Below are 24,387 nucleotides of genomic sequence, written 5' to 3'. Positions count from 1 at the left end.
GTAAGTGAACAATTATCACTTTACCTTGCTTTTGTTCTTAACCGAGAAGTATTGAGCCATTTCCTAGTTATCTCCTGTTTGATTTTGCGGCAGGTAAACCAATTCATGTTGTATTTTCTTATGATGAATCTACAGATACAGGATATGTAGTAACAGCTTATATTCCCGATCCAAATATTTGGTCAAATGATTTTAAAACTAGGAGGAAAGGTTGATGAAATGTGTTATTTGTAAACATGGAGAAACTAAACCAGGCTTAGTAACGGTGACTTTAGAAAGAGATGAATCTATTGTGGTGATCAAAAAAGTCCCAGCAGAAATTTGTGATAATTGTGGGGAGTATTATCTAAGTGATGCCATTACTGAACAGGTGCTAAGTAGGGCAGAAGTTGCTGTGAGTAATGGCGCAGAAGTTGAGATTATTAGATATGCGGCGTAAGTGTTTGAAATCTAAGCCCCACCCCTTTTACAGTTAGTCGATACATTAACAATTTCAGGTGATACATTAGCAATATCAAGCAATACATTGCCAATTTCAGGTGATACATTAGCAATGTCAAGCAATACATTGGCAATGTCGATGCAGCAACTTGTGTGTACACTGTAGCTGTGATGTATTCATTACATCCATCCGCTAAAAGTTTTCCTAGCATTGCTAAAGTGGCAGCTTCACCTTGGACATTGCTAATGCGTCGAGTGATATCCAAAGACTGATTGTAAAGTGCGATCGCTTGTTCTACTTCCCCTTGATTGGCGTAGATACCAGCAAGTTGGTGCAAAGTGGCTGCTTCACCTTCGACATCGCCAATGCGTTGTTTGATTTCCAAAGACTGCTGGTAGAGAGCGATCGCTTGTTCTACTTCCCCTTGATTGGCGTAGATAATTGCTAAGTTATGAATGATCGTGGCTTTGTCTTTTTCCTCTGTTTCTGGACAAAGTTTTAGTGCTTGTTGATAAAACTGTTGTGCTTGTTCAACTTCACCTAGTTCTGCTTCATTCCTACGTCAAGTCTGCATCCCGCAACGCCGCCAAATTCTCACGATGCAAACGCTGATTTAATTCCGCCAGCACAAAATCATAGCGACTAGTAATAATCACCTTATGGGGAAGTCGGCAATTTTGTACAGCTTTCAACAACGCCAGCAGCACATCCACCACTTGCGGCTGTAACACATAAACCCCATCCCCACGCAATTCTAAATTCGCTTCAAAGTCATCCAACACCACAGCAAAACGCTGTTCTTTACTATTCAAACCTGACTGAAAAAACTTAGTCAGTTGCTGCATCAGGGGTAAATTTCCGTTGAGAATTTCTAACCCCTGTTCTGAGGTACATTGTTCAGCTAAGACTTTTCGCAATTTATCTGCATCTAATCCCCGATAAATCACCAACCTGTCATAGCCAACCATCCTTTCCAACAGTCGCGCCGTCAGGGTACTTTTCCCCACACCCCCCAACCCATGAATCAGCAACCCTAAATGATTGCGAATCTCTTTGAGACAACGCTGCAAATACCGCCGCCTCCCCACAAACTCGGCTGCTGTCGCTACCCTCACCTGTTGCGTCTGGGGATCTAAAAACTGTTGATAGGCTGTTTATGTTGAAACGGCATTACTCAGTTATTCCATACTGTTGAACCTGCATATTCCACAGTGCGGTATACTCTCCCCCATGCTGCAAAAGTTCCTGATGTGTGCCATCCTCAATTAAACGCCCACCTTTGAGGACTAATATTCGGTGAGCCATTCGCACAGAAGCTAGTCTATGGGTAATCAAAATAGTAGTTTTACCCTCCGCTAATTCCACAAAGCGCATATAAAGCTCATACTCACTGCGGGGGTCAAGTGCGGCTGTCGGTTCATCCAAAAGTAGTATTTGAGCGTGCTTACGCACAAAAGCACGGGCTAGAGCTAACTTTTGCCACTGACCACCAGAGAGTTCTGTACCGCTAAACTGTTTACCTAGGGGTGTATCTTCCCCTGTGGGAAACTGTTCTAATAGTTTGACTACATCGGCTTTTTCTACAGCATATCTTAGCAAATCACGATTTTCTAAAGCCTTGAGGTTGCCTAAAGCAATATTTTCTCCTAGGGTGAGGGAGTAACGACCAAAATCTTGAAAAACTCCCGCTATTTGCTGTCGCCACTGTTCTAGATTTAAATTTTTCAGGTCTACACCATCAACTAAAATTCGCCCTTTGTTGGGGTCGTATAATCTAGTAAGTAACTTGACCAGAGTAGTTTTACCCGCGCCATTCTCCCCTACAATAGCTACAGTTTCTCCAGGATGCAGGGTAAAAGAAATATTTTTGACCGCCCAGCCCTTAGCATCAGGGTAGCGAAAGTACACTTTTTCAAACGTGATACCTTTACGAATAGGATTTGGGATTTTTTCTCCAGGTACACTTAAGAGCATAGGACTTGTACTGTCGAGAAAAGTGAAAAACTGCTGCATATAAAGCACATTTTCAAATAATTCCAGCCCATTACCTACAAAGCCGCCTAAGTTTTGTTGAAAGTAAGTTAAAGACTGGACAAATAACAGTACACTACCTGGACTAAATTCTCCTCTAAATGCCTTCTGTACTACCCAATAGAAAGCAAAACCATTTCCTAGGGTACTTAAAACAGCTAAACTAGACGACCAAAAAGCTTGTTTACCCCGCAGATGGCGCATGGAGGTATGTAAAGACTGGAATGCTTGCAGATATCGGTCAATAAAGAATGAACCTAGCTGAAACAGTCTAGTTTCCTTAGCGTGGGTATCAGTTAGCATGACTGAAGTGTAATACTTCATTCTGCGAGCCTGGGGACTGTTTTCAAACAGAGTTAGCCAAATAGCTTTACCATATTGAGCAGAAACGACTACTTGGGGTATAGTAGCGATCGCAATTATTAAGGGAATCCAAAAGGCTAGGGGAATCAGTAACGCCACCATCACCACCAAAGTCACGAAAGACCGGCCTAATTCCACCAAATTCTCAAGTAAATTCAACGGTTGATAGCTAATTTGTTCTTGCAAAACTTGTAACTCATCATAGAATTGAGCATCTTCAAAACGGCTCAAGTCTGGTAAAGTATCGGCTTTACGCATTAACTTTAAGCTCATATGAGCCATTAACTTATCGTTGAGATTTCCCTGAAGTGCTGTTTGCCAAGGTTCGAGTAGTGTTTCTAACAATAAAGCACCTACCCATCCCCCAACTAAGGGTAGTAAGATTGTCCAACCCAATACTCTACCAGATGACAACTCTGTTGCGACTGTATCTACTACTAACTTAGTAATCCAAACACTTACAGCAGGTAGAAATCCTTGTAATAAAGTAACAACAATCAGTACAAAAATTTCTTTTGGTGCTGCTGTCCATACTAAAGGTAGAGAACGAAATAAGGCTTTAGTATAGACCTCAAACCAAAATCTTAAATCGCTCATTGATGTAAACCTAATTTTTTATTTATGGTTAACTATTGCTCTGATTGCTAACATATTGATTAATTTTCAGGAATAATCATATGTTTTAGACAGTGAAAGTTGATTGTCTAGACAAATTCTTGTCTAATTCTGCTATCTGACACTGTAATACTATCGAGAATAAAAACTATACTACTTAAGATAGAACAACGTTAGTCTCAAGATGAGAAACTATCTTACTTAAGCAGGAACAAAAAACAAAACAAGAAGATAAAGTAAATGTTGTAGGCGTTACATAATCATCAAATAAATTCCTGTGTAACACCAAAAAATGCAGAGGTTTTGAGAACAAATATTTCGTAAAAAAGCAATTCTCTTAAAGATGTTACCGTATTAATGGCGCAGTAATTTTGACCTTTTATAAACTATTTACCCTTTGGCTATACGTTGGAGTATAGATAGTTTAAGCAGACCTACAAAGAGATAAAAATAGGTAATGAACTGTTGTCATATTTTGCGGTGAAATAGCGAAATATTTGGTTAAAAACTAATTCGTTTCTAGATGCTTTAGACCGGAAAACAACTTTAGAACAACTCTCAGGTAAATTTAAATCCAGGTAGTGATTTGAATATCAAAGGAGAAAATCGCAATGCTTGCACAAGAAACATTGACCATACAAACCTTAGAAATGTATTTAGTAGACAGCGAAGATAAATTAGAACAAACTCTGCTGTCTAAAGAAGAAATAGCAGCTTTAGAAAAACTAGCTTTACCAGGAGTGTTTGATTCAGAAACGAGCCAAAGATGGGTTAGTCGCTGCGGTGGACGCTGTGGTGGACGATGCGGTGGACGCTGCGGTGGACGATGCGGTGGACGATGCGGTGGACACTGCTGGCACCGATGTTATCAGTGTTATCACTGCGGTGGTAAATGTGGTTTTTTTAGTTCAGTATCAGGCGTAATTGAAGAAAGTTTCGACCTCGAATTTGGCAACTAACATTGCTTTGATACTAAACAGACTGGCACAGTAGGGGTTTAGCAATGCTAAACCCCTACAAAAGATATCGTTTTTACGATCATAGATATTCAGTATTTTCTGTCAACTCGTAAGTCCTAATTTGTTTATAAAACCAAGGTTGCAGATTTTTCTATGGAGCTTGGGAGAATAAAAGCAAACCTATGCAATTAAATGATAGTAAAAGGCTGCGTCTGTTAGAACACCTCGTCATTCGCGTTATACCCTCAGATGGTAATGATGGGGAAAAGATGATATTCAATACAACGCGGCGGACATTAGAAGTTAAAGGTCAATCGCTGCATGATGTGGACAGAGTAGTTTTTCCTTTACTGGATGGTAGCCGAACCCTAGGAGAAATCCGTCATGCTGTTCAAGAAAAGTTGACCAATGCCTCGCTAGATCAATGTTTAGAATTTTTGATTAACAATCGCTTAGTGGAGGATTTTGAGGAAGAAGACATTGACTTAGATACTCTGACTCATCGTACTCAGTTACTGCCTCAACTCGGTCTTTACCATGAGTTAGGCTTTCAGCAAAAGGATGTTCAAAAGCAATTAGCTAATGCTCGGATTGCTGTCTTTGGGTTGGGAGGCTCAGGGCTAGTAGCTGCAATGACATTGGCTGCTTCTGGTATTGGTTTTCTGCGTCTGTGCGATGATGCTTACATTGATCCCTCTGATGCACTGATGATGTCGGGTTGGGAATTGAGTCAAGTTGGTGCTGGGCGATCTGTGCAAGCGGCTCAACGGATTGAGGCGATGGGAGGAGTTACCCAGACTGAGACTGTGACAGATGCTTTAAATGATGATGAAATAGTCAGTTCATCACTGCAAGATATTGACTTAGTTATTGTTGCTACGGATGCCGTATCAGTTAATTTAGCGTATCGCCTCAACAGACTATGCTTACAAATGAAACTCCCATTGCTCCCAGGTGGAGCTGCGGGGGTAGAGGCAACTGTCGGGCCGTTGGTCTTTTCTGAAGATGGCCCTTGCTACCTGTGCTATCGGATGCGGTCTATGGCTTGCGCCAAGCTTCCAGAGGCCAAATTAGCTCTTGAGCAGTTTCTCAACCGAGAACGGCGTTCTCAACCACGTCTGCGAGAAAATTTACCGATAGGCTACACGTTAGTTGGTAGTTACCTAGCCCTTGACGCATTAAAGATGTTCCTTGGTCTACCAATTGCTACTGATGGTAAATTACTGCATCTGGATTTGATTAGTACACAGATGACTCACCATGTTGTACTCAAGAAACCCGGTTGCCCTCATTGTTCCCCACGTCAGGAGAGAACGCCGTGAATGCAGTAGTAACTAGTTCTCGGTGGCGGGATTTGGTCAGCCCCCACACTGGCATCATCCGCGCAATGGAGAGAATAAGCAAGCCATATACAGAGTGTGAACTGCCAGTGATTTGGCAGGCTGAATTAGCCCATTACCAAATTCGCAAACGGCTAGAAAATTTACGCTTTGGTATAGGCAAGGGCATGACTGATGAGCAGGCCATTTTAGGTGCTGTGGGTGAAGCCTTGGAACGCTACTGTGGGGGGATTGTTGATCGGCGGCGAATGGTGGTCAGTAGCTTTGCAGAATTAGATAATCGCGCCCTCCCACCATCAACTTTTTACTCTTTTTCTGAACAACAATACTCTGATCCCAATTTCCTGTTTCCGGCATTTGATCCCACAATGCAGACTTCTTGGATCGCTGCTCAGGTACTTGGTAGCAACGATCAAGTTTTCGTCCCCATGTCCTTAACCTATCTCGATTGGTGCGGCGAACAACCAGGGGATGATATTGTTCCTGCTTCTTCTAATGGCATGGCTACAGGCTCTTCTGTAGAGTTTGCTGCTTACAGTGGGTTATGCGAGTTAATTGAGCGTGATGCTTTCATCATTACGTGGTTAAATCGCTTACCTGCGCCGCGCATAAATTTTGAACACCAGCCTGGAATATTAAGGGAAATTGCCCGGAATTATGCCAGATTTGACATTGAGTTAATGGCCTTCGATTTTACCACTGATATTAGAGTGCCTGTAGTTGTCGCGATCGCTATTGACCATTCAGATCAAGGGCCTGCTGTTGTCACTGGTTTGGGATGCCATCTTGATGGTCAAACTGCGCTTCGCAAGGCAATATTTGAAGTTTGTCAAGCCCGTCCTGGTGATCTGGAACGGATAGCTCACGGTGCTGGTGCTAATCTCCATAAATATGAAGATATCCAGAATATGGATGATCACAGTGCTTTTTTCTACACAACAGCACGACTGGGTGAGTTGGACTTTTTACTTAACCATGACCAATCACTAAAAGTTGAAGATTTACCTACTTACACATCTCAATCAGAAGTAGAGAAATTGCAAACAGTTCTCACCAGGTTAAATTCAGTGGGTGTTGAGGCGTATTTAGTGGATATTACCACCTCTGACATTGCATCGGTGGGTTTTCGAGTGGTAAGGACTTTAGCAACTGAATTAGTACCTATCTATTTTGGTATTGGACAAGAGCCATTAGGTTCTCAGCGTCTGTTTGAAGTTCCAGAACGGTTGGGTTATGGTGGTCGCCGTACTGCTGCTGACCTCAATCCCTGCCCCCATCCCATCGCCTAAATTGAGGAAATTGCCGCAATGTACAAAGCTAATGAGCCTCTGGAACTAACTCTTCTTTATCATTGGAATTCTCCACCACCAGGAGGTTATGCCAAGCAAGTTCCAGCTACTGAAATGCGGTATATGCCAGAGGCTTCTATTCTGGAACTACCAGCAGTACCAGGGGACAACTACCTCACCAATTTATTGAGACAACGCCATTCAGTACGAGCTTTTAAAAATACGGAGATGCCGTTGATTTCACTGGCTCAGTTACTGGATGCCGCCTGCGGTATCAGTGGGTTGCGTCAGGTGGAGGGTCATATGTTTGAAGGGCGGAACTCTCCGTCTGCCGGTGGACTTTATCCAATTGAAATGTTTGTATCTATACAGGCAATAACAGGTTTATCTGCGGGACTATATCACTATGAACCCCGTGGCCACGGACTGCATTGGGTGAATGAGTCAGTACCCAGTGACTTTATCGAACCTCTATTGCAGCAGGATTATATTGCTAATGCCAATGCCCTGTTTATCATGACTGGGGTTTTTATGCGATCGCTCCATAAATATAGTACGCGGGGCTACCGCTTTATCCTGTTTGAAGCCGGCCATCAAGCTGAAAATATTTGCCTCATGGCTGTAGAGTTGGGGCTTGGCAGTGTTTGTCTAGGAGGATTTCATGATACAAGTGTCAATAATATTTTAGGTATTGACGGTCAGCGTCATGCAGCACTTTATTGTGTTGCTGTTGGTACGGAAACAAGTTCGTAGTAAGGACTTAAGTCCTTACTACGAACTTGTTAATTGCTACTAAATTTTAGTAGAGTAATCCTCACCTGATGAGTAGCCCCCAGAGTTACCACTTTCTGTAAATCCACTGGGACTATTTTCTTTGAGGAATCCACTATAGGCTTCCATACCATGTTCATGGATATCCAAACCTTCCAGTTCTTCGTCTCTGGTGACTCGAATACCCAAGGTATATTTCAGTGCTAACCAAAAGATGCTGCTGAGAAGCACAGTCATACCACCGACTGAAATCACGCCTAAAAACTGAATGCCCAACTGTCCTAACCCACCACCTGCAAATAAGCCCTTGGTTGGCCCAGCTCCCTCACCATACCAGGAATAAACACCAGGGCCGACAGACCATAGACCAACTGCAAGAGTTCCGAAAATACCACAAACCAGGTGAACGGAAGTAGCACCTACTGGGTCATCAATACCAATTTTGTCAAATAATGTAACTGAGAAAACTACAATCACACCAGCAATCAAACCAATAATAACTGCACCGGGAATGCTGACATAAGCACAAGGGGCTGTAATCGCTACCAAACCAGCCAAAATACCGTTGATAATCATCGACAGGTCAGGCTTACCTAAGTACAACCAGGCTGTCGCTGTTGCAGCAATCCCACCAACAGCACCGGCCATGTTGGTTGTTAAAGCAATATGAGTAATAGCATTGGGGTCAGCAGCCATTACAGAACCGGGGTTAAAACCAAACCAGCCTAACCACAGAATCAAACAGCCTAAAGTGGCAATACTCATGTTGTGACCAGGTAAAGCCACAACTTTCCCATCTTGATATTTACCGATACGGGGGCCAAGAAAGGCTGCTCCCATTAAAGCTGCCCAGCCACCAACTGAGTGAACTACCGTAGAACCAGCAAAGTCCCAAAAGCCTCTGTCTGCTAACCAACCAGCACCCCAAATCCAGTGTCCGGTGATGGGGTAGGCGATACCTACAAGTAAGATACTAAAAATTAAGAAGTCAAGAAACTTGATTCTTTCAGCAACTGCACCAGACACAATAGTGGCTGCTGTTCCCGCAAATACCAACTGGAATAAAAATTTGGCAGCTAAGGGTACACCAGCCCAACTTAAAGCACTGAAGACACCTTTATAAGCAGCTTCTCCGGTAGCGGGACTGTTATCTGCTCCTGTTAAGAAAAATCCATTTAACCCAATAAAATCGTTGCCATCGCCAAACATTAATCCAAAACCAATTACCCAAAAAGCCACGGTGGCTAGTGCAAACACAATAAGGTTCTTAGCAAGGACGTTAACAGCGTTTTTCTGGCGACAAAAGCCGGTTTCTAGCATCCCAAAACCAGCATTCATGAAGAATACCAAAAAAGCGGCGATCGCCACCCAAAGGGTGTCTAGGGCAACTTTCAATTCTGCTGTTGTCGGGCCAGCATCTGGGGCTTGGGCAACTGCGACATAACCCCATCCCAAAACAATTAAACAAGCTAAAGGTAAACAAGCTTGCCAACTGGGAGACAGTCGCTTAATAAAATTAATTAACTTGATTGTTGAATTAAATTGTGAGCTTTTAGCGGAATTTCTTGCAGAAATTCGCCTATTTTTTATTTTCGATTTATGTTTGTACATGGATTAAAACAACGTCCTCCAAATGATCCTTGATAGCAAGAAACAGGTTGAGCAGAAAAACTATTCCCCGTATTGCCCCAGCTAGTGGTTTTGATATTTTTCTTTGAGACCACTGATTTTGGTTAACCAAAAACTCAAATAATATTTAGGAGTTTAAGAAATTAACGACACCTCTGTAAATATTTTTTGTAGATATCCTTAAGAAATTATGATGTAATTTCTGCAACAGTCAAGTCTTCTTCATTTAATCTTTAATCATGAAAAGATAGTTTGGCATAGTGATAGATGGCATTTTGTCAATACAATCTCCATAAAAAATAAGGATAGAAATTAATCAGTAATTTGTGCCACACATTACTACTATTTGTTAACTTTTGTCAATTGATAAGCTTAACTGCTTCATTCATTCTCAAAGGTGCTAACGTCAGAACTTTGGGGATGATGTTTTTTTTCTTCTACTAACTTTTCAATTGCATAAACATCAGGCCATACCGATGCACCATGTTCATAAACATCAATACCTAAGCGATCGCCTTCGGGATGGACACGCAAGCGTCCGATGGCTTTAAGACCAGCAAACATTAAGAAGCTCAAGCCAACTGTAAAAACTGCGATCGCTACGACACCTAAAAGTTGTATACCTAATAATTCAATCCCACCCCCTAACAGTAAGCCTGCTTTTTTATTCAGAGTCAGTTCGGCTTGTCCCAAAAAGCCCACAGAAAGAGTACCCATCATGCCGTTAATTCCATGTATGGAAAAAGCAGCTACTGGGTCATCAATTTTCAGTGATTCAATTAGATCAATCCCCAGCACTACCAAAACGCCAGCCGTTAATCCAATCACCACCCCCGCCCAAGGTGCTACATAAGCACAAGCAGCTGTAATTGCTACTAATCCGCCTAAAGAACCATTTAGGCAATACTCTAAATGCCATTTACTAGTACGTAAATACTGAAAAATCATTGCCGCTAGTGCTGCTGCTCCAGCCGATAATGTGGTATTGACTGTTACTAAACCAATCAATCCTGTGTTCCCAGCACCAAGAGTTGAACCAGAGTTAAAACCATACCAGCCAAACCAGAGAATCATAGTTCCCAATGTTGCCAAGCTTAAATTATGGGCTGGTGGTGGTGTTCCCCAAGCTGAACGACTAGGGCGAGGCCCTAGCAAATATGCGCCAACTAATGCCGTCCAACCGCCTACACAATGAACAACAGAACTACCTGCAAAGTCGTGATAACTGAGCTTGGATAACCATCCCTCAACATTCCAAGCCCAATGGACAATAATGGGATAACTAAATGCTCCCATCACGGCACTGTAAATTAAGTCACCAATAAAGTCAGTTCTGCCGAGCATAGCACCGGTAGTGATTGTACTAGCTGTCACTGCAAAGGCAAACTGGAAAAAAAACAAGGTGTAGGTATTAATAGCAGCAGTAGAACCAGGCGCACCCATTGGATAAATACCATCACTATTAGGTAGCTGGCTCAAAAAAAATGTATCTGTTCCCAACAGACCTCCAGCACTTGTACCAAAAGCAATCCCAAAACCTATTGCCCACCACACCAAGATAGTGACAGCAGCATCAACAAAATTTTCCAGTAAAGCATTAACTACACCTTTCTGCTGGGAAAAACCCGCTTCTAACATTGCAAAGCCAGTTTGCATAAAGAATACTAAAAATCCAGTGATTAGTACCCATATAGTGTCAATCGAAATTTGCAGTTTGATCGTAGTTTCTGACAAAGACTGCAAATTGGGAGGATCTGCTGCTTGTACAACTGTAGGCGCAAAAATTGCCAACACCATAGAACCGATCGCCAGCACCATCAGGCGTTGCCAAGGTCGAATACGCTTATTCATTAGCTTATTTTTTCCTGCTTGAAAAGCGATGATTCATCATGGTAGCAGACTGACCAAAATCAATTACCTCTGATCAGAAAATCTAGCGATCAAGTTTTACTTCAAAGCCAAGTTTATTCTTTTTTGCTCACCACTCTGCTCATTCAACTCAACAGAATATGAAAAAACAGCATAACTTACACAAGTAATGTTAAGTTTTACAACGCATTCTGGTTAATCCATGACTAAATTTGATTTATACTGTTTTACTTACAACATTAATTCTGTAGTTTGCAATACATTTTTTATTTTTTGGGCGTATAATTTACTTGGCGAATAGATAATTAAACTGTGTGAAACCTTTATATAATCAGCAATTGCCCATATTTAGATACAATTACTAAGAAATTTATGAATTTTATATACAAAATTTTAAGTAAAATGTCTGTTTAGTTAGGGGACTAGGGACTAGGAAGTAAAAGAGACAAGAAATAATCTTTTGACTGATGCCCATTTGAGATGGAAGAAAAGCCGATTTGAGTTTTTTTTGGTTGATGCCGGACTAACGCCCCGCTACGCTAACACCCTTTGTAGGTGAAACAAATCCAAAATCCAAAATTCGTTGACTTTTTTGCCCAATGCCCTTTAAAATTCTTGTTGGAGATATTGGTTATATCCTAGTTCTTCTAGTTTTGCCTGCTTGCCCATAACCATATCAGACAGACTTTGACGATACTTTTGGACTTTTTCTAGTAGTTCTGGCTGGTGAGTAGCCAGAATTTGCACTGCTAAAAGTCCGGCATTTTTAGCATTACCTATAGCTACTGTGGCGACAGGAATACCTGCTGGCATCTGAACAATAGAATACAAAGAATCTACACCTTGTAAATTGCGTGTAGGGATGGGAACACCAATCACAGGCAATGGTGTTAAGGATGCTACCATGCCAGGAAGATGGGCAGCACCACCAGCTCCAGCAATGATGACTTTAATTCCTCTTTGGTGAGCAAGTTTAGCATATTGCACCATCTGTTCTGGAGTCCGATGAGCAGAAACGATCGCTACTTCATTCTCAATGCCAAACTCATCACAAACAGCGATCGCATCTTTCATGGTGGGCAAATCGGAATCACTGCCCATAATAATGCCAACAACAGGAGACATAGTAAATATAACAAGCTGAGGGTGCAATTATCATCTCATATTAAGTGCTGAGTGCTGAGTTGTGAGTGCTGTTAGCGGTAGCGCGGCGTTTAGCCGGTGCTGAGTTGTGAGTGAAAAGTTAAGAAACAAGCCGTATTATCCTCTTTTTTTCCTTCTCTCCATTTCTATGTCTCGATATATCGCTATTACTTTGCTTGATTAAATATTCGGTACATGAGTTAATACCAATGAATCATGCCCAATGCCTAATTCTCCATGCCCAATTCCCAACCTATAAAAATTATCAATGCTAGAGTCCCTGGCTACCAAGATTTGCAGATGCTCTCGGTTAATCAAGAGGGCATAATTGAGCAAATCCAGCCGATGGGAACAGTATTTAAACGAGTTTCGCCACCATCATTGCAAATATTAGATGTGGCTGGGGATTGGATTTCTTTGGGCGGTGTTGATTTACAGATTAATGGTGCTTTAGGCTTGGCTTTTCCTGATTTATCTGTTGAAAACTCTCACTTATTAGAGAAAATCAACCAATTTTTATGGGATGTGGGGGTAGATGGATATTTACCGACACTGGTGACAACTTCAGTAGAGAATATACAGCGATCGCTAGCTGTGATTGCAGATTTTATCTCGACTCCCAAAACAGGTTCTCAGATTCTCGGAGTCCATCTAGAAGGGCCATTCTTAAATTATCAAAAGCGTGGCGCACATCCGGCAAAGTATTTATTACCGTTAACCATTGATGAGGTAAAGCGGGTTTTGGGTGATTACGCTCATATTGTTAAAGTCATCACCTTAGCACCAGAGTTAGATTCTACAGGGGAAGTCATCCCTTATTTACGTTCTTTAGGTATCACCATCAGTTTAGGACATTCTCAGGCCACAGAGGTACAAGCAAAACAAGCTTTTGAACTGGGTGCAACAATGGTGACTCATGCCTTCAATGCTATGCCACCCCTTCATCACCGCGAACCAGGCTTATTAGGTGCAGCCATTACCCATCCTGGGGTGATGTGTGGTTTTATTGCTGATGGACAGCATATTACACCTACCATGTTACAAATTCTCCTCCGTGCCAGCCAAGGATTATTTTTAGTTAGCGATGCCCTTTCACCTTTAGGGCTACCAGATGGGGTTTATCCTTGGGATAGTCGGGAAATAGAAGTAAAAAACGGCACTGCAAGGCTAGCAGATGGGACATTATCGGGGACAACTCTACCCTTATTGGTGGGAGTACAGAACTTGGTGAAGTGGGGTATTTGTGAAGTAGAAACTGCGATCGCCTTAGCTACGAATGCACCTAGACAGGCAATAGGTTTACCGGGAATTTCCCCTAATCAAAAAGCTAACTTATTACGTTGGCATTGGGATCAGCAGACTAAAGAACTTAACTCGATGCGATTAGGAAATTTTTCTGTTTAAGGCAGGATTTACGCAAAAACTCTCTCAAACCCTTATTTCTCTGTGTTATCTGCGTCTCTGTAGTATGCGCTACGCGAACGTTATTCCGTAATTTGTGCGTAAGTCCTATAAGAGATATACGGGAATACTAAATCTAGAAGTGATAGCTAATTAGTATTATCAGCAAATGATGAGAGGAAGACAGGTGACAGGTGATAGGGGATAGGGAGAAGAAATAATGACTAAATTAAACAAAAAGTTACTGATTTTGTTGAGTTCAGGATTCATCATTTTAGGTTTGATGGGCTGCAATCGCTTGTTTGGTGCTTCTGGTGACTTAGTTGAACGTGTAAGTGATGGCGATACTTTAGCAGTTAAGGATGCCAAGGGTAATAAGTTTACTGTGCGCTTTGCTTGCATGGATGCGCCGGAAATAGCCCATTCCCGGAAAGAGCAGGCTAGTAGAAGAGTGAGCGATCGCAATCAATTTAGTTGGGGTGCGAAAGCGCAGCAAAGATTAGAGCAATTGGTTAGACAAAGTGGCGATCGCGTTACCTTGAATATTACAGATAGCGATCGTTATGGACGCAAAGTAGCTGAGGTACGCTTAAGAGATGGTACTTTTGTTCAAGAAGTGTTAATCCAGGAAGGATTAGCTAAGGTTTATCGTCCTTATTTAAATAAGTGTCCTAGTAAAGAATTGGTACAACAAGCTGAAGCCAAAGCGCAACAGCAAAGGATAGGAATTTGGGGTGATGCTAAATTTACAAATCCTTGGGAGTATCGGAGTTTGAATAATAAAAAATAGCTTTCAGTTCATGGGATATAACTTTTGTTATTTTAGGTTATATCTCGGACGAAGAAGGTGCATAGAAATTAATACTTCGTTATTTATGTAATACTTATGTTGTAAATTTTATTGAAACAATTTAATCTTTTATACAGATTACAGTCCTTAAATATTATTTTTGATACTTGAAATCACAGAATATAATTTTTGTCTTTATATTTTCTTTTTAAGCTGTAGATTATTCTTCATTATTTTTATACAGAATCGGAAATATTACTTGGTAAAGTCTATTGATAGTGATTGAAGGCAGCATTTTCTAATGCTCTTACATTTTCAGTATTTTCTAAAGATATTCATTTAGTAATTGTATAGATGAGTATTTTGTCATCATCTATTAATTACTTTATACCTTAAAGCATCTACAGCATCTAATTTTTCGTTCAGATAGTTACATTTTTAACAATCATTGTTCCCGACAAACTATTTATACCAACAAAATGAAAGTAGTAAGTTTAAAAAATTCATATCAACTATCATCTATACAGCAAGGAATGCTTTTTAACAGTCTAGTTGCTCAAAATTCGGGAGTGGATATTGAGCAACATATCTGTTTAGTACATGAAAAAATTGATGTTGTGGCATTCCAACAAGCATGGCAGAGAGTTGTAGAACGACACGCAGTTTTAAGAACTAGCTTTGATTGGGAAAATGGACGAGAACCTCTGCAATGTGTGCATCAAGATGTAACAATTCCCCTAGAACAGCAAGATTGGAGTGGCTTATCTGACACAGAACAATCAACTAAATTGCAAGTTTACCTGCAAAGCGATCGCAGGCTGGGTTTTGAACTCAATGTCGCGCCATTGATGCGCCTAGCGTTATTTCAGTTGAAAGAATCTGTCTACCAATTTATTTGGACTTTTCACCATGCTTTGTTAGATGGTCGCTCTTTGTCCATCATCATCAAGGAAGTGTTCACCTTCTATGATGCTTTCTGCGAAGGAAAAGACTTACAACTTCCTCAACCTCGTCCTTATCAAGACCACATTGCATGGCTACAGCAACAGAATTGGTCTAAATCTGAAAGTTTTTGGCGGGACTTGCTCAAAGGCTTCACTGCACCCACGCCTTTATTAGTAGACTCAACCTCTCGCAATCAAAGCGGTTTTGGCGAGCAAGCAATCCGACTCTCAGAAAAAACTACGGCGATGTTGCAGTCTTTAGCAGAACAACATCAACTCACACTGAATACCTTAGTACAAGGTGCTTGGGCTTTATTGCTGAGTCGTTATAGTGGTGAGTCCGATGTTGTGTTTGGGGCGACAAGAGCCTGTCGTCATTCTTCTGTGGCTGGGGCGGAGTCAATGGTAGGATTATTGATCAATACTCTGCCAGTGCGAGTCAAGGTGTCGGGGGAAAAACCGCTTTTGACTTGGCTTAAAGAATTGCGATCGCAGTGGATGGCGTTGCGAGACTACGAACACACTCCCCTAGTCAATATTCAAAGATGGAGCGATGTTCCCGGCGGAACTTCCTTATTCGATAGCATTCTGGTATTTGACAAGTATGAATTGAATTCAGCTTTACGTTCTCAGGGTGACAGATGGCAAAACCTGGAAGTAAAGCAAGAAGAACAAACTAACTTTCCTCTGACATTGGTTGGCTATGCAGAGTCAGAACTTCTATTGAAACTCAAATATGACCAAAACAACTTTGACGATGCCAAAATCGGTCGAATGCTGGGACATCTTCAGAGTTTATTGTCCAGCATGGCAAGTAATCCCTGGCAGTGTTTAGGAGAATTACCACTATTAACGATAGATGAAAGACATCAAATGTTGATGGAGTGGAATCATACACAAACAGATTTTGCAGAGCAACTTTGTATTCATCAACTTTTTGAGGCTCAAGTAGAGCTAACACCCGACGCTATAGCCGTTGTTTGTGGACAGGAACAACTCACCTATAAAGAGTTGAACTGTAGAGCTAATCAGTTAGCCCATCACTTGAAGCAACTGGGTGTCAAACCAGGGGTGTTAGTTGGTGTATATTTAGAGCGTTCGTCGGAGACGTTGCCGGAGGCATCGCTAGAAATGATTCCGGCTGTCCTAGGAATTTTGAAAGCTGGAGGCGCATATGTACCACTAGAACCCAGTTTTCCCAAAGCACGCATTCAATTACTGCTGTCTTCTCTGCAAATTAACTGTCTAGTCACCCAAACTTGCCTCTTATCTAGTATTCATGAGCTAGAACTGAGCGCACTACAACATTTAATCTGTTTAGATAAATCTCCACATAGTGAAGCAGGCAAAAAACCAGAGAATCACCAAGAAGTTTTTTCCCCTACACCCCTACAACCTCATACCCCTACACCCTCTGTTTGGCATCGTTCCTATCTAGATTTACTACCTACAGAAAATTTACCAACATCTACTAATTCCAATGATATTGCCTATGTGATTTTTACCTCTGGCTCTACAGGTACACCAAAAGGGGTTGTAGTTCGTCATCAACCAGTAATCAACCTGATTGAGTGGGTGAACAAAACATTTAATGTTAATTCTGACGACCGAGTTTTATTTATTACATCCTTGTGTTTTGACCTGTCAGTGTATGACATTTTCGGATTGTTAGCCGCAGGTGGTTCGATTCGGGTTGTATCTAGCCATGATGTTCGAGATCCAGAAGCTTTACTGCACATTCTCTGTCATGAGCCAATTACATTTTGGGATTCTGCGCCGCCTGCACTGCAACAACTGGCTGGCTTTTTTCCCAAGGTTCAAGCAAGTAATTGTCATCCCCAACTGCGCCTAGTATTTATGAGTGGTGATTGGATACCAGTCACACTACCAGATTTACTTAAAACCACCTTCCCAGGGGTTGCGGTCATTAGTTTGGGTGGAGCAACGGAAGCCACTGTTTGGTCTAATTATTATCCCATCAGCAAAGTCGAGCCGCATTGGAAGAGTATTCCCTATGGTAAACCCATCCAAAACGCTCAATATTACATTCTTGATGCTTACCTGAATCCTTGCCCCATTGGTGTTTCTGGAGAGTTGCATATTGGTGGGGAATGTTTAGCCTCTGGCTATTTAAATCAACCCGAACTAACAGCCCAAAAGTTTATCCCCAATCCCTTTAACGAGAATCCAGAAGCACGGCTCTATAAAACAGGAGACTTAGCTCGCTATCTCAGTGATGGTAATATTGAATTCCTCGGTCGAATTGACCATCAGGTAAAGATTCGCGGTTTCCGCATTGAGTTGGGAGAAATTGAGAGTGTACTCACACAACACGACTTTGTACAGGAAACTGTAGTTATAGCTAGGGAAGATGAGCCAGGAAATAAGCGTTTGGTGGCGTATGTGGTAGTAAATGGTGAATCTGCACCTGTAATGAATGAATTACGGCGGTTTCTGCAAGAGAAATTGCCAGAGTATATGATTCCATCTGCCTTTGTTGCGATCGCCTACATCCCACTAACTCCTAATGGTAAAGTAGACCGCCGCGCTCTGCCCATCCCTGACCAAAGACCGGACTTAGAAAAAGCCTTTGTTGCGCCTAGGAATGCCGTAGAAATCGAGTTAGCGCAAATTTGGTCAGAGGTTTTAGGTATTCAGTCAATTGGCATTAGAGATAATTTCTTTGAGTTGGGGGGAAATTCCCTACTTGCGGTAAGATTATTTACGCAAGTTGAAAAGAAATTTGCTCAAAAGCTTCCCCTAGCTACCTTGTTGCAATCACCAACCATAGAACAATTAGCTAGCATTCTCCGCCAATCAAACACAAAAACTTCTTGGTCTTCTCTGGTGACAATTCAGCCTGGTAGCAGTGCAAAACGTCCCTTATTCTTGATCCATGCCTTGGGAGGAAATGTTATTGGCTACCAAACTTTAGTACGTCACCTAGATGCAGAGCAACCTGTGTATGGACTGCAAGCACAAGGACTTGATGGTAAACAAGCACCCCACACTAGAGTTGAGGACATGGCCTCTCACTACATCAAAGAAATTCGCACTGTTCAACCCCAAGGGCCTTATCTGTTAGGTGGTTTCTCTAGTGGTGGAACAGTTGCTTTTGAAATGGCGCGTCAGTTAGTTGCTCAAGGCGATCGCGTGGGTTTACTAGCACTGTTTGATACATATAACCCCAGTCTGTATATCAATCATCCCTCACTATTGCGTACACTGTACGTCTACTGGCTCACCCTATTGCGACTACCATCTGTAGATAGAAGGAACTATGTTTTCGCCAAAGTGGATTGGTTCAAATCCATGTTAACTGGGAAACATAGTAGCAAATTCGACTTGTGGAATGAACATTCTTTTGCTGAAGATGCCAACCCTTACAACATGGCATTAATAGAAGTTCTCAAGCAGGCGACAATGGCGGATTATGTAGCCAAACCCTATGCTGGCAAGGTAACTTTATTTACTACGAAAGAAGTTTTGAGATGGTGTCAGTTCAAACCCTGTAGAGGCTGGAGTGGAATGGCTAAACAAGGGGTAGAAATTCACGAAGTTCCTGGTACACATCTAGGTATGTTGGGAGAACCAGGTGTGCAGATACTAGCTGAAGAATTGAGGGTTTGCTTAGAGGCAGCACAAGGTGATAATCAGGTAGTATCACCACAGGCGGAGAATAATCGGTGGATACTTCAAAACCAAGATTATCGAGTGCTTGAACATCAGTATTAACTGTACTAATAAACCTGAGTTCGGGATCAAAAAAGGGGCAGGTAGTAAGGTGAAAATAGCGTTAAATCAAGCAACCTGTCCTATATTTAACCTGAGTGCGGGATAAGAAATCCTTAAAACCCTTAATTTCTCATTGTTCGGGTTGAAACTCTGTTTTAATTTATTCTCAATAACGCATATTATTAAGATTAGTCTCATTTGTAACCCTTATTGACAAAATGATTCTATTTTAATCGCTTCTTTTATCACTTAGAGTTTTGCTTAACTCTTACAGAATCAGCTTTTTAGCTTTTGGCTTAACCCGAACTCAAGTTGATTACTCTTTTTCTTCATCAAGACTCACTACCCAGCACTGTAAAGCCATTTTCGTAGAGTTAATCACCTCCATCAAGCTGCCATATTTAAAAGTCATGCAATCACCATAATCTTGACTGAGATTATGGTGATTGCCTTGCTATTTGATTTAGTTATCTGTAATATATATGACTAAGCTAAAAAATACTATAACTTGATTGACTAGATGTAGTTTAAAGCAAGGAGACTAAAGTCAGGATGTGGTTGGATAATTGGAATCGATGGAAAAGAGTGTCTTTAAAAAGTTTTATTTCGCTGTTTTTGGTAGCAGTCAGCTTGACTGTAACGACTGCATCCTGCTCTCCTAGCAACACTAACGGTGGAGCTTCACAAACAAAAGAAATTACTCTGGTAAGCTACGCCGTTACCCGCACTGCCTATGAAAAAATTATTCCCTTATTCGCTAAACAGTGGCAAGAAAAAACCGGGCAGACCGTGAGATTTGACCAAAGCTACGGCGGATCAGGCTCTCAAACCCGTGCGGTAATTGACGGCTTAGAAGCAGATGTCGTAGCTCTAGCACTATCAGCAGATACTTTACAAATCCAGGATGCCGGACTGATTCAGCCAGGCTGGGAGAAAAAGACACCCAATGGCAACGGTATTGTCCACCGCTCTGTGGGCGCGATCGTTACCCGTGAAGGCAACCCCAAAAATATTAAAAATTGGGATGATTTAGCCCGCGATGATGTTAGTGTAATCACTGCTAACCCCAAAACCTCTGGTGGCGCTCGTTGGAACTACATGGCCTTGTGGGGAAAGATAACTAAAACAGGCGGGACTGAAGCACAAGCCAAAGAATTTGTCACTAAAGTCTATGCCAATGTGCCAGTATTGCCGAGAGATGCCCGTGAAGCTACTGACGCATTCTTTGCCCAAAAACAGGGAGATGCCCTCATTAACTATGAAAACGAAGTAATCTTAGCGAAACAGCAGGGACAAAATTTACCCTACGTAGTTCCTGATATCAATATTTCCATCGATAGTCCCATTGCCGTAGTCGATAAGTATGTTGATAAGCGGGGTACTCGCGAAGTAGCAGAAGCCTTTGTCCAGTTTCTCTTTACCCCTGAAGCCCAGCGCGAATTCGCCAAAGTGGGCTTCCGTCCAGTAGTACCAGAAGTAGTCGCAGAATTTGCCGCTAACTATCCCAAAATCACTACCCTGTTCACCATCGAAGATTTTGGCGGATGGAATCAAGTCAGTCCCAAGTTCTTTGCTGACGGCGCAATTTTTGACGACATCCAGGCGAACATTGCCCGACGTTAGCATCTAACTTATATTCGTTAGCCATGACAGTTTCAAATACACAGTCTAATTTTTCCCTCGCACCCAAAAATTGGCTTAAGCACTTTTCTTTGCCGTGGGGGGTTACCCTTACCTATATCTCCATCGTCCTATTGCTGCCTGTTGCTGCCTTGATTCTTCGGGCTACAACACTCTCACCCGCAGAGTTTTGGCGACTGGCCACTGCCCCCATTGCCCTATCAGCCTACAGCATCACCTTCGGTACTGCCTTATTTGCAGCCGCTATTAACTGTGTGGCAGGTACTGCTACAGCTTGGGTTCTGGTACGCTACGACTTTCCTTTTAAGCGAGTTTTGGATGCGGTGATTGACCTACCCTTTGCCCTACCTACGGCGGTTGCAGGTATCACTCTTGCCACAGTTTACAGTGAGCAAGGCTGGATTGGCTCGCTTCTTACGCCTTTTGGTATTAGAGTTTCCTTCACTCGGTTGGGGGTGGCGGTGGCGATGGTGTTTATTTCCGTCCCCTTTGTTGTTCGTACTGTACAGCCAGTGCTGCAAGAACTTGATTTAACAATAGAAGAAGCTGCCTGGTCTTTAGGGGCTTCCCGATGGGTAACTTTTTGGCGGGTGATATTACCCCCTCTGATACCAGCTATCCTGACAGGTACAACCCAGGCTTTTGCTAGGGCTGTGGGAGAGTATGGCTCGGTGGTCTTGATTGCTGCTAATGTTCCCTATAAAGATTTAATTGCTCCCATTTTAGTATTCCAACGCCTCGAACAAAACGACATCCCTGGGGCGACAGCTATTGGCACAGTTCTTTTGCTGATTTCCCTATTGCTGCTGCTGGCAGTGAATTTCTTGCAAACTTGGAGGCAACGCTATGGTGCTTGATGTCAGATCGAACCAGTCTCTTCCATCTGGTGGAGTAAAACCCAAGCAAGCTGGAGATTGGGGCAGAACTATTTTGATTGGGGCAGTGGTGGCTTATTTTGTGCTGGTATTGCTGCTCCCCACTCTTTATGTCTTCATTGGAGCTTTTAGCCGGGGTATTGCTCCATTTTTTGCCACTCTTACTAGCCGTGATTTCACTCAAGCTGTGCGGTTGACAGCACTAGCGGTAGCAATAGCAGTGCCGTTTAACGTCGTCTTTGGTCTATGTGCCGCCTGGGTCATTGCCCGCCGTCGATTTCCAGGACGCACGTTGCTACTAAGTATTATTGACTTGCCTTTTTCTATTTCACCCATTGTTACAGGTTTAATGCTAGTCTCCCTCTATGGACGTAATGGGTTACTTGGCCCCCTACTACAATCCTTAGATATCAGGGTTATCTTTGCCTTTCCTGGTATTGCTCTGGCGACTATGTTGGGGGGAATGCCCTTTGTGGCGCGGGAAGTGATTCCGGTACTAGAAGAAGTCGGGACTCAAGAAGAAGAAGCTGCTAAAACTTTGGGTGCTAGTGAATGGCAAACATTCTGGCGAGTGACACTACCTTCTATTCGCTGGGCATTATTGTATGGCGTAATTCTCACCACTGCTCGAGCGATGGGAGAGTATGGTGCTATTGCTGTGGTATCGAGTAATTTAATTGGCCGTACACAGACTTTAACTTTATATGTAGAAGGGGCTTATCGTAATTACGATTCCCAAAGTGCCTTTGCTGCTTCGGTGGTACTTGCCGGATTGGCTGCTTTCACTCTGGTGCTTAAAGAGTTGTTTGAACGCCGCATTAGGAGCAAAAATGAAGGGGACAGCTAATACCGCTACGCGGAAGTCAAAAGTAGTCAGTGCTTTGCGCGGGTTTCCCGCGTTGTAGCAAGTGTCGTCGGCTCTACGGACTTGTTCGCGCAGCATCTTTGCTACGCAACGCTACTGCGAACGACACGCTCCGCGTTGGCGTAGCCTCTCGAAGAGAAGAGAAGGGAGAGAAGCAACTGACGTTCAAAAGTCAAAAGTCAAAAAGCTTTTATAAAGGTTCAAAACCTCTGTTGACAACACGCTCCGCGAACGTCAGAGAAAAAGTCCTTATATCTCTCAAGGTATGTAAAAATTCCACACCTTGTTGGTGGCTTAAAACAATAATGATAATTATTTTAAAGGGGGATGAAGGGGCTGCCGTCGGCAGCCCCTTCATCCCCCTTTTGTTCGCTTGGGCAATTGGCGTGAGTTTAATTATTCGACTATTATCACAGTCAGTAAATATTACTATAGAAAAACCAGTAAATGAAACGAATTTACTTCCTAAAGAACGGGTAATTATCAATAATGAATAAAATTTTCAATTGCAATATAGAGCTTATTGATATAATAAGGTTACGTATTATAAACTGAAAACTAGAATTTCAAATTCTGTTTAGTTCTAGATTTTTTGGACTTTTTATTCTAAAGTACGGTTAATTGATTAAATTACTGTATAAATATGAGTGAGATTAAAAACGGTGGTCAAGAGTTGTTATCACAAACCCCAGAAAATTTGCCTAAAACATTATTACAGAAACTCAGAGGCGGATTTTTCTTAGTGATTGGATACTTATTATCACCACTATGCTGGTGGAATGATTTGGTATTCAATTTACCAATTGCTTATTTTTTCGGCTATATTTGTAGCCTGTTTGCACCTCAATTACTTATGCCTTGCGTTATCATTGGTTACTGGCTATCTAACATTATTGGTATTCTGTTAATGCAAGCTGGTGCAATCGATATGTTGCAAAAACAAAATCAAGAACGCAACTTTAAAAAGAACTATTGACAGGCTTAGTTTCTTCCACTGCCTATACATTTTTGATTTTGGCATTAATCCAGTTTAAATTCCTGGATATTCCGAGTTTCTTTCCTGTTAGTTAGTGAAACCCCCAGTTTTTCCCACTGGGTTACGATATCATAGGCAAAATATTTTAATCTTAGAATATCGCTTGTAAATTTGCTTTACTTCTTAAAACTTAAAAATAAATGAGCATTTACTCAAAAGACATCATATTTTTCGGATATGTTAATTTAGCTCTTGAATGCAGATAGTCTAAAGCTTGAGACTAAATTGTCAAGAGCAAAATAAGTAAAGTTTATTTACATCAACTACCAGACTAATATATAAATGCTAATCTATTAATTGAAGCTACAAAGCTTCCCTGGCAGATGTAACAGCTAGAGTGTAGTTAGTATAAGAGGTAAAAACGCTGTTTAATATCATATCTGTCTCGATCAAAACCAACAACACCCAACGCGAAAGTTAATATTTCCTCAAATAGCCGAAAATGGGGGCTATGTAACGGCTTTTCATTGCTTGCTCTGAAGTTGTGAAACTGATTACATCCCTAGTTAAAATGAACAAGGAGAGGAAATAGTTATAACTAGTAGATGTTTGGGTGTTGTTGTTATAATTTGTTATTCCTAATAGTCTATGGCTTTGTGTAGGTAAGGCTTGCGCCTAAGTAATTAATTAAGAGATTTAGAATATCTTT

The 24,387-nt window shown here is 41.8% G+C and carries 18 protein-coding genes and 2 pseudogenes; 14 read left to right on the top strand and 6 right to left on the bottom strand.

The features are described 5' to 3' along the window. Positions 1 to 50: 50 nt before the first annotated feature. Together ACM0OR_RS12315 and ACM0OR_RS12310 are read left to right on the top strand one after the other, a co-directional pair. On the top strand, positions 51 to 215 hold the full coding sequence (locus tag ACM0OR_RS12315) for a DUF4258 domain-containing protein (protein ID WP_414576423.1): 165 nt from the start codon (positions 51 to 53) through the stop codon (positions 213 to 215). Continuing rightward, positions 215 to 439, top strand: coding sequence for a type II toxin-antitoxin system MqsA family antitoxin (locus tag ACM0OR_RS12310; RefSeq protein ID WP_414576421.1), 225 nt, complete (start codon positions 215 to 217; stop codon positions 437 to 439). Before ACM0OR_RS12315 ends, ACM0OR_RS12310 begins: the two co-directional genes overlap by 1 nt. Here the strand turns inward: ACM0OR_RS12310 and ACM0OR_RS12305 are convergent. From ACM0OR_RS12305 to ACM0OR_RS12295, 3 genes and pseudogenes are all read right to left on the bottom strand, one after another. Next, positions 423 to 932, bottom strand: a pseudogene (locus tag ACM0OR_RS12305) (tetratricopeptide repeat protein); the annotation flags it as partial. The gene ACM0OR_RS12310 and the pseudogene ACM0OR_RS12305 sit on opposite strands and share 17 nt — an antisense overlap. A 67-nt stretch (positions 933 to 999) precedes the next feature. Continuing rightward, positions 1,000 to 1,557: an AAA family ATPase gene (locus ACM0OR_RS12300; protein WP_414576420.1), complete on the bottom strand. Its 558-nt coding sequence runs from the start codon at positions 1,555 to 1,557 to the stop codon at positions 1,000 to 1,002. A gap of 55 nt (positions 1,558 to 1,612) precedes the next feature. Then, complete coding sequence (locus ACM0OR_RS12295) at positions 1,613 to 3,433, bottom strand: ABC transporter ATP-binding protein (RefSeq protein WP_414576419.1); 1,821 nt, start codon at positions 3,431 to 3,433, stop codon at positions 1,613 to 1,615. 629 nt (positions 3,434 to 4,062) lie between these two features. Here ACM0OR_RS12295 and ACM0OR_RS12290 point away from each other — a divergent pair. From ACM0OR_RS12290 to ACM0OR_RS12275, 4 genes are all read left to right on the top strand, one after another. After that, entirely contained in the window at positions 4,063 to 4,410 is a 348-nt protein-coding gene (locus ACM0OR_RS12290) for a hypothetical protein (RefSeq protein WP_323268299.1), read from the top strand. 182 nt (positions 4,411 to 4,592) lie between these two features. Then, positions 4,593 to 5,732, top strand: a complete 1,140-nt coding sequence (locus tag ACM0OR_RS12285; protein WP_323268300.1) for a TOMM precursor leader peptide-binding protein — start codon at positions 4,593 to 4,595, stop codon at positions 5,730 to 5,732. Next, positions 5,729 to 7,039, top strand: a complete 1,311-nt coding sequence (locus tag ACM0OR_RS12280) for a YcaO-like family protein (RefSeq protein ID WP_414576418.1) — start codon at positions 5,729 to 5,731, stop codon at positions 7,037 to 7,039. Before ACM0OR_RS12285 ends, ACM0OR_RS12280 begins: the two co-directional genes overlap by 4 nt. An 18-nt stretch (positions 7,040 to 7,057) precedes the next feature. Then, positions 7,058 to 7,792, top strand: coding sequence for a SagB/ThcOx family dehydrogenase (locus ACM0OR_RS12275; protein ID WP_414576417.1), 735 nt, complete (start codon positions 7,058 to 7,060; stop codon positions 7,790 to 7,792). 39 nt (positions 7,793 to 7,831) lie between these two features. Here ACM0OR_RS12275 and ACM0OR_RS12270 read toward each other — a convergent pair whose 3' ends face one another. The 3 genes from ACM0OR_RS12270 to purE all read right to left on the bottom strand — a co-directional run bounded on the left by ACM0OR_RS12270 (position 7,832) and on the right by purE (position 12,433). Then, the gene (locus ACM0OR_RS12270; RefSeq protein WP_414576416.1) at positions 7,832 to 9,421 is read right to left on the bottom strand and encodes an ammonium transporter; all 1,590 of its coding nucleotides are present in this window, start codon (positions 9,419 to 9,421) and stop codon (positions 7,832 to 7,834) included. 399 nt (positions 9,422 to 9,820) lie between these two features. Continuing rightward, complete coding sequence (locus ACM0OR_RS12265) at positions 9,821 to 11,290, bottom strand: ammonium transporter (protein WP_414576415.1); 1,470 nt, start codon at positions 11,288 to 11,290, stop codon at positions 9,821 to 9,823. A gap of 624 nt (positions 11,291 to 11,914) precedes the next feature. Further along, positions 11,915 to 12,433, bottom strand: a complete 519-nt coding sequence (purE, locus tag ACM0OR_RS12260; RefSeq protein WP_414576414.1) for a 5-(carboxyamino)imidazole ribonucleotide mutase — start codon at positions 12,431 to 12,433, stop codon at positions 11,915 to 11,917. 255 nt (positions 12,434 to 12,688) lie between these two features. Here purE and nagA point away from each other — a divergent pair, with 255 nt between their 5' ends. The 8 genes and pseudogenes from nagA to ACM0OR_RS12220 all read left to right on the top strand — a co-directional run bounded on the left by nagA (position 12,689) and on the right by ACM0OR_RS12220 (position 23,773). Next, a complete protein-coding gene (gene nagA, locus ACM0OR_RS12255) occupies positions 12,689 to 13,855 on the top strand; it encodes an N-acetylglucosamine-6-phosphate deacetylase (RefSeq protein ID WP_414576413.1) in 1,167 nt (388 codons plus the stop codon). A 217-nt stretch (positions 13,856 to 14,072) separates the two neighbouring features. Further along, positions 14,073 to 14,642 (top strand): thermonuclease family protein, encoded by a 570-nt coding sequence (locus tag ACM0OR_RS12250; RefSeq protein ID WP_414576412.1) that lies wholly within the window; start codon positions 14,073 to 14,075, stop codon positions 14,640 to 14,642. Positions 14,643 to 15,121: 479 nt separating this feature from the next. Then, positions 15,122 to 19,321, top strand: a complete 4,200-nt coding sequence (locus tag ACM0OR_RS12245) for an amino acid adenylation domain-containing protein (protein WP_414576411.1) — start codon at positions 15,122 to 15,124, stop codon at positions 19,319 to 19,321. 552 nt (positions 19,322 to 19,873) lie between these two features. Then, on the top strand, positions 19,874 to 20,944 hold the full coding sequence (locus tag ACM0OR_RS12240; RefSeq protein ID WP_414576410.1) for a sulfate ABC transporter substrate-binding protein: 1,071 nt from the start codon (positions 19,874 to 19,876) through the stop codon (positions 20,942 to 20,944). A gap of 23 nt (positions 20,945 to 20,967) precedes the next feature. Continuing rightward, positions 20,968 to 21,819: a sulfate ABC transporter permease subunit CysT gene (cysT, locus tag ACM0OR_RS12235; protein ID WP_414576409.1), complete on the top strand. Its 852-nt coding sequence runs from the start codon at positions 20,968 to 20,970 to the stop codon at positions 21,817 to 21,819. Continuing rightward, positions 21,809 to 22,684 (top strand): sulfate ABC transporter permease subunit CysW, encoded by an 876-nt coding sequence (gene cysW / locus ACM0OR_RS12230; RefSeq protein WP_414576408.1) that lies wholly within the window; start codon positions 21,809 to 21,811, stop codon positions 22,682 to 22,684. The genes cysT and cysW overlap by 11 nt, the downstream gene beginning before the upstream one ends. Before the next feature lie 98 nt (positions 22,685 to 22,782). Next, the gene (locus ACM0OR_RS12225; protein WP_414576407.1) at positions 22,783 to 23,199 is read left to right on the top strand and encodes a hypothetical protein; all 417 of its coding nucleotides are present in this window, start codon (positions 22,783 to 22,785) and stop codon (positions 23,197 to 23,199) included. Positions 23,200 to 23,345: 146 nt separating this feature from the next. Beyond that, positions 23,346 to 23,773, top strand: a pseudogene (locus ACM0OR_RS12220) (hypothetical protein). The last annotated feature ends 614 nt before the right edge of the window (positions 23,774 to 24,387 follow it).

The organism is Anabaena sp. CCY 9402-a (assembly GCF_963920945.1).
Classification (GTDB): domain Bacteria; phylum Cyanobacteriota; class Cyanobacteriia; order Cyanobacteriales; family Nostocaceae; genus Trichormus; species Trichormus minutissimus.
Note: the sequence above shows the minus strand (reverse complement) of the source record. Positions and strands in the feature narration are given on the sequence as shown.

Coding starts and splice junctions, on each gene's coding strand:
- ACM0OR_RS12310 (WP_414576421.1), top strand. CDS start 215: ATGAAATGTGTTATTTGTAAACATGGAGAAACTAAACCAGGCTTAGTA.
- ACM0OR_RS12295 (WP_414576419.1), bottom strand. CDS start 3,433: ATGAGCGATTTAAGATTTTGGTTTGAGGTCTATACTAAAGCCTTATTT.
- ACM0OR_RS12290 (WP_323268299.1), top strand. CDS start 4,063: ATGCTTGCACAAGAAACATTGACCATACAAACCTTAGAAATGTATTTA.
- ACM0OR_RS12285 (WP_323268300.1), top strand. CDS start 4,593: ATGCAATTAAATGATAGTAAAAGGCTGCGTCTGTTAGAACACCTCGTC.
- ACM0OR_RS12275 (WP_414576417.1), top strand. CDS start 7,058: ATGTACAAAGCTAATGAGCCTCTGGAACTAACTCTTCTTTATCATTGG.
- ACM0OR_RS12270 (WP_414576416.1), bottom strand. CDS start 9,421: ATGTACAAACATAAATCGAAAATAAAAAATAGGCGAATTTCTGCAAGA.
- ACM0OR_RS12265 (WP_414576415.1), bottom strand. CDS start 11,290: ATGAATAAGCGTATTCGACCTTGGCAACGCCTGATGGTGCTGGCGATC.
- purE (WP_414576414.1), bottom strand. CDS start 12,433: ATGTCTCCTGTTGTTGGCATTATTATGGGCAGTGATTCCGATTTGCCC.
- nagA (WP_414576413.1), top strand. CDS start 12,689: ATGCCCAATTCCCAACCTATAAAAATTATCAATGCTAGAGTCCCTGGC.
- ACM0OR_RS12250 (WP_414576412.1), top strand. CDS start 14,073: ATGACTAAATTAAACAAAAAGTTACTGATTTTGTTGAGTTCAGGATTC.
- ACM0OR_RS12245 (WP_414576411.1), top strand. CDS start 15,122: ATGAAAGTAGTAAGTTTAAAAAATTCATATCAACTATCATCTATACAG.
- ACM0OR_RS12240 (WP_414576410.1), top strand. CDS start 19,874: ATGTGGTTGGATAATTGGAATCGATGGAAAAGAGTGTCTTTAAAAAGT.
- cysT (WP_414576409.1), top strand. CDS start 20,968: ATGACAGTTTCAAATACACAGTCTAATTTTTCCCTCGCACCCAAAAAT.
- cysW (WP_414576408.1), top strand. CDS start 21,809: ATGGTGCTTGATGTCAGATCGAACCAGTCTCTTCCATCTGGTGGAGTA.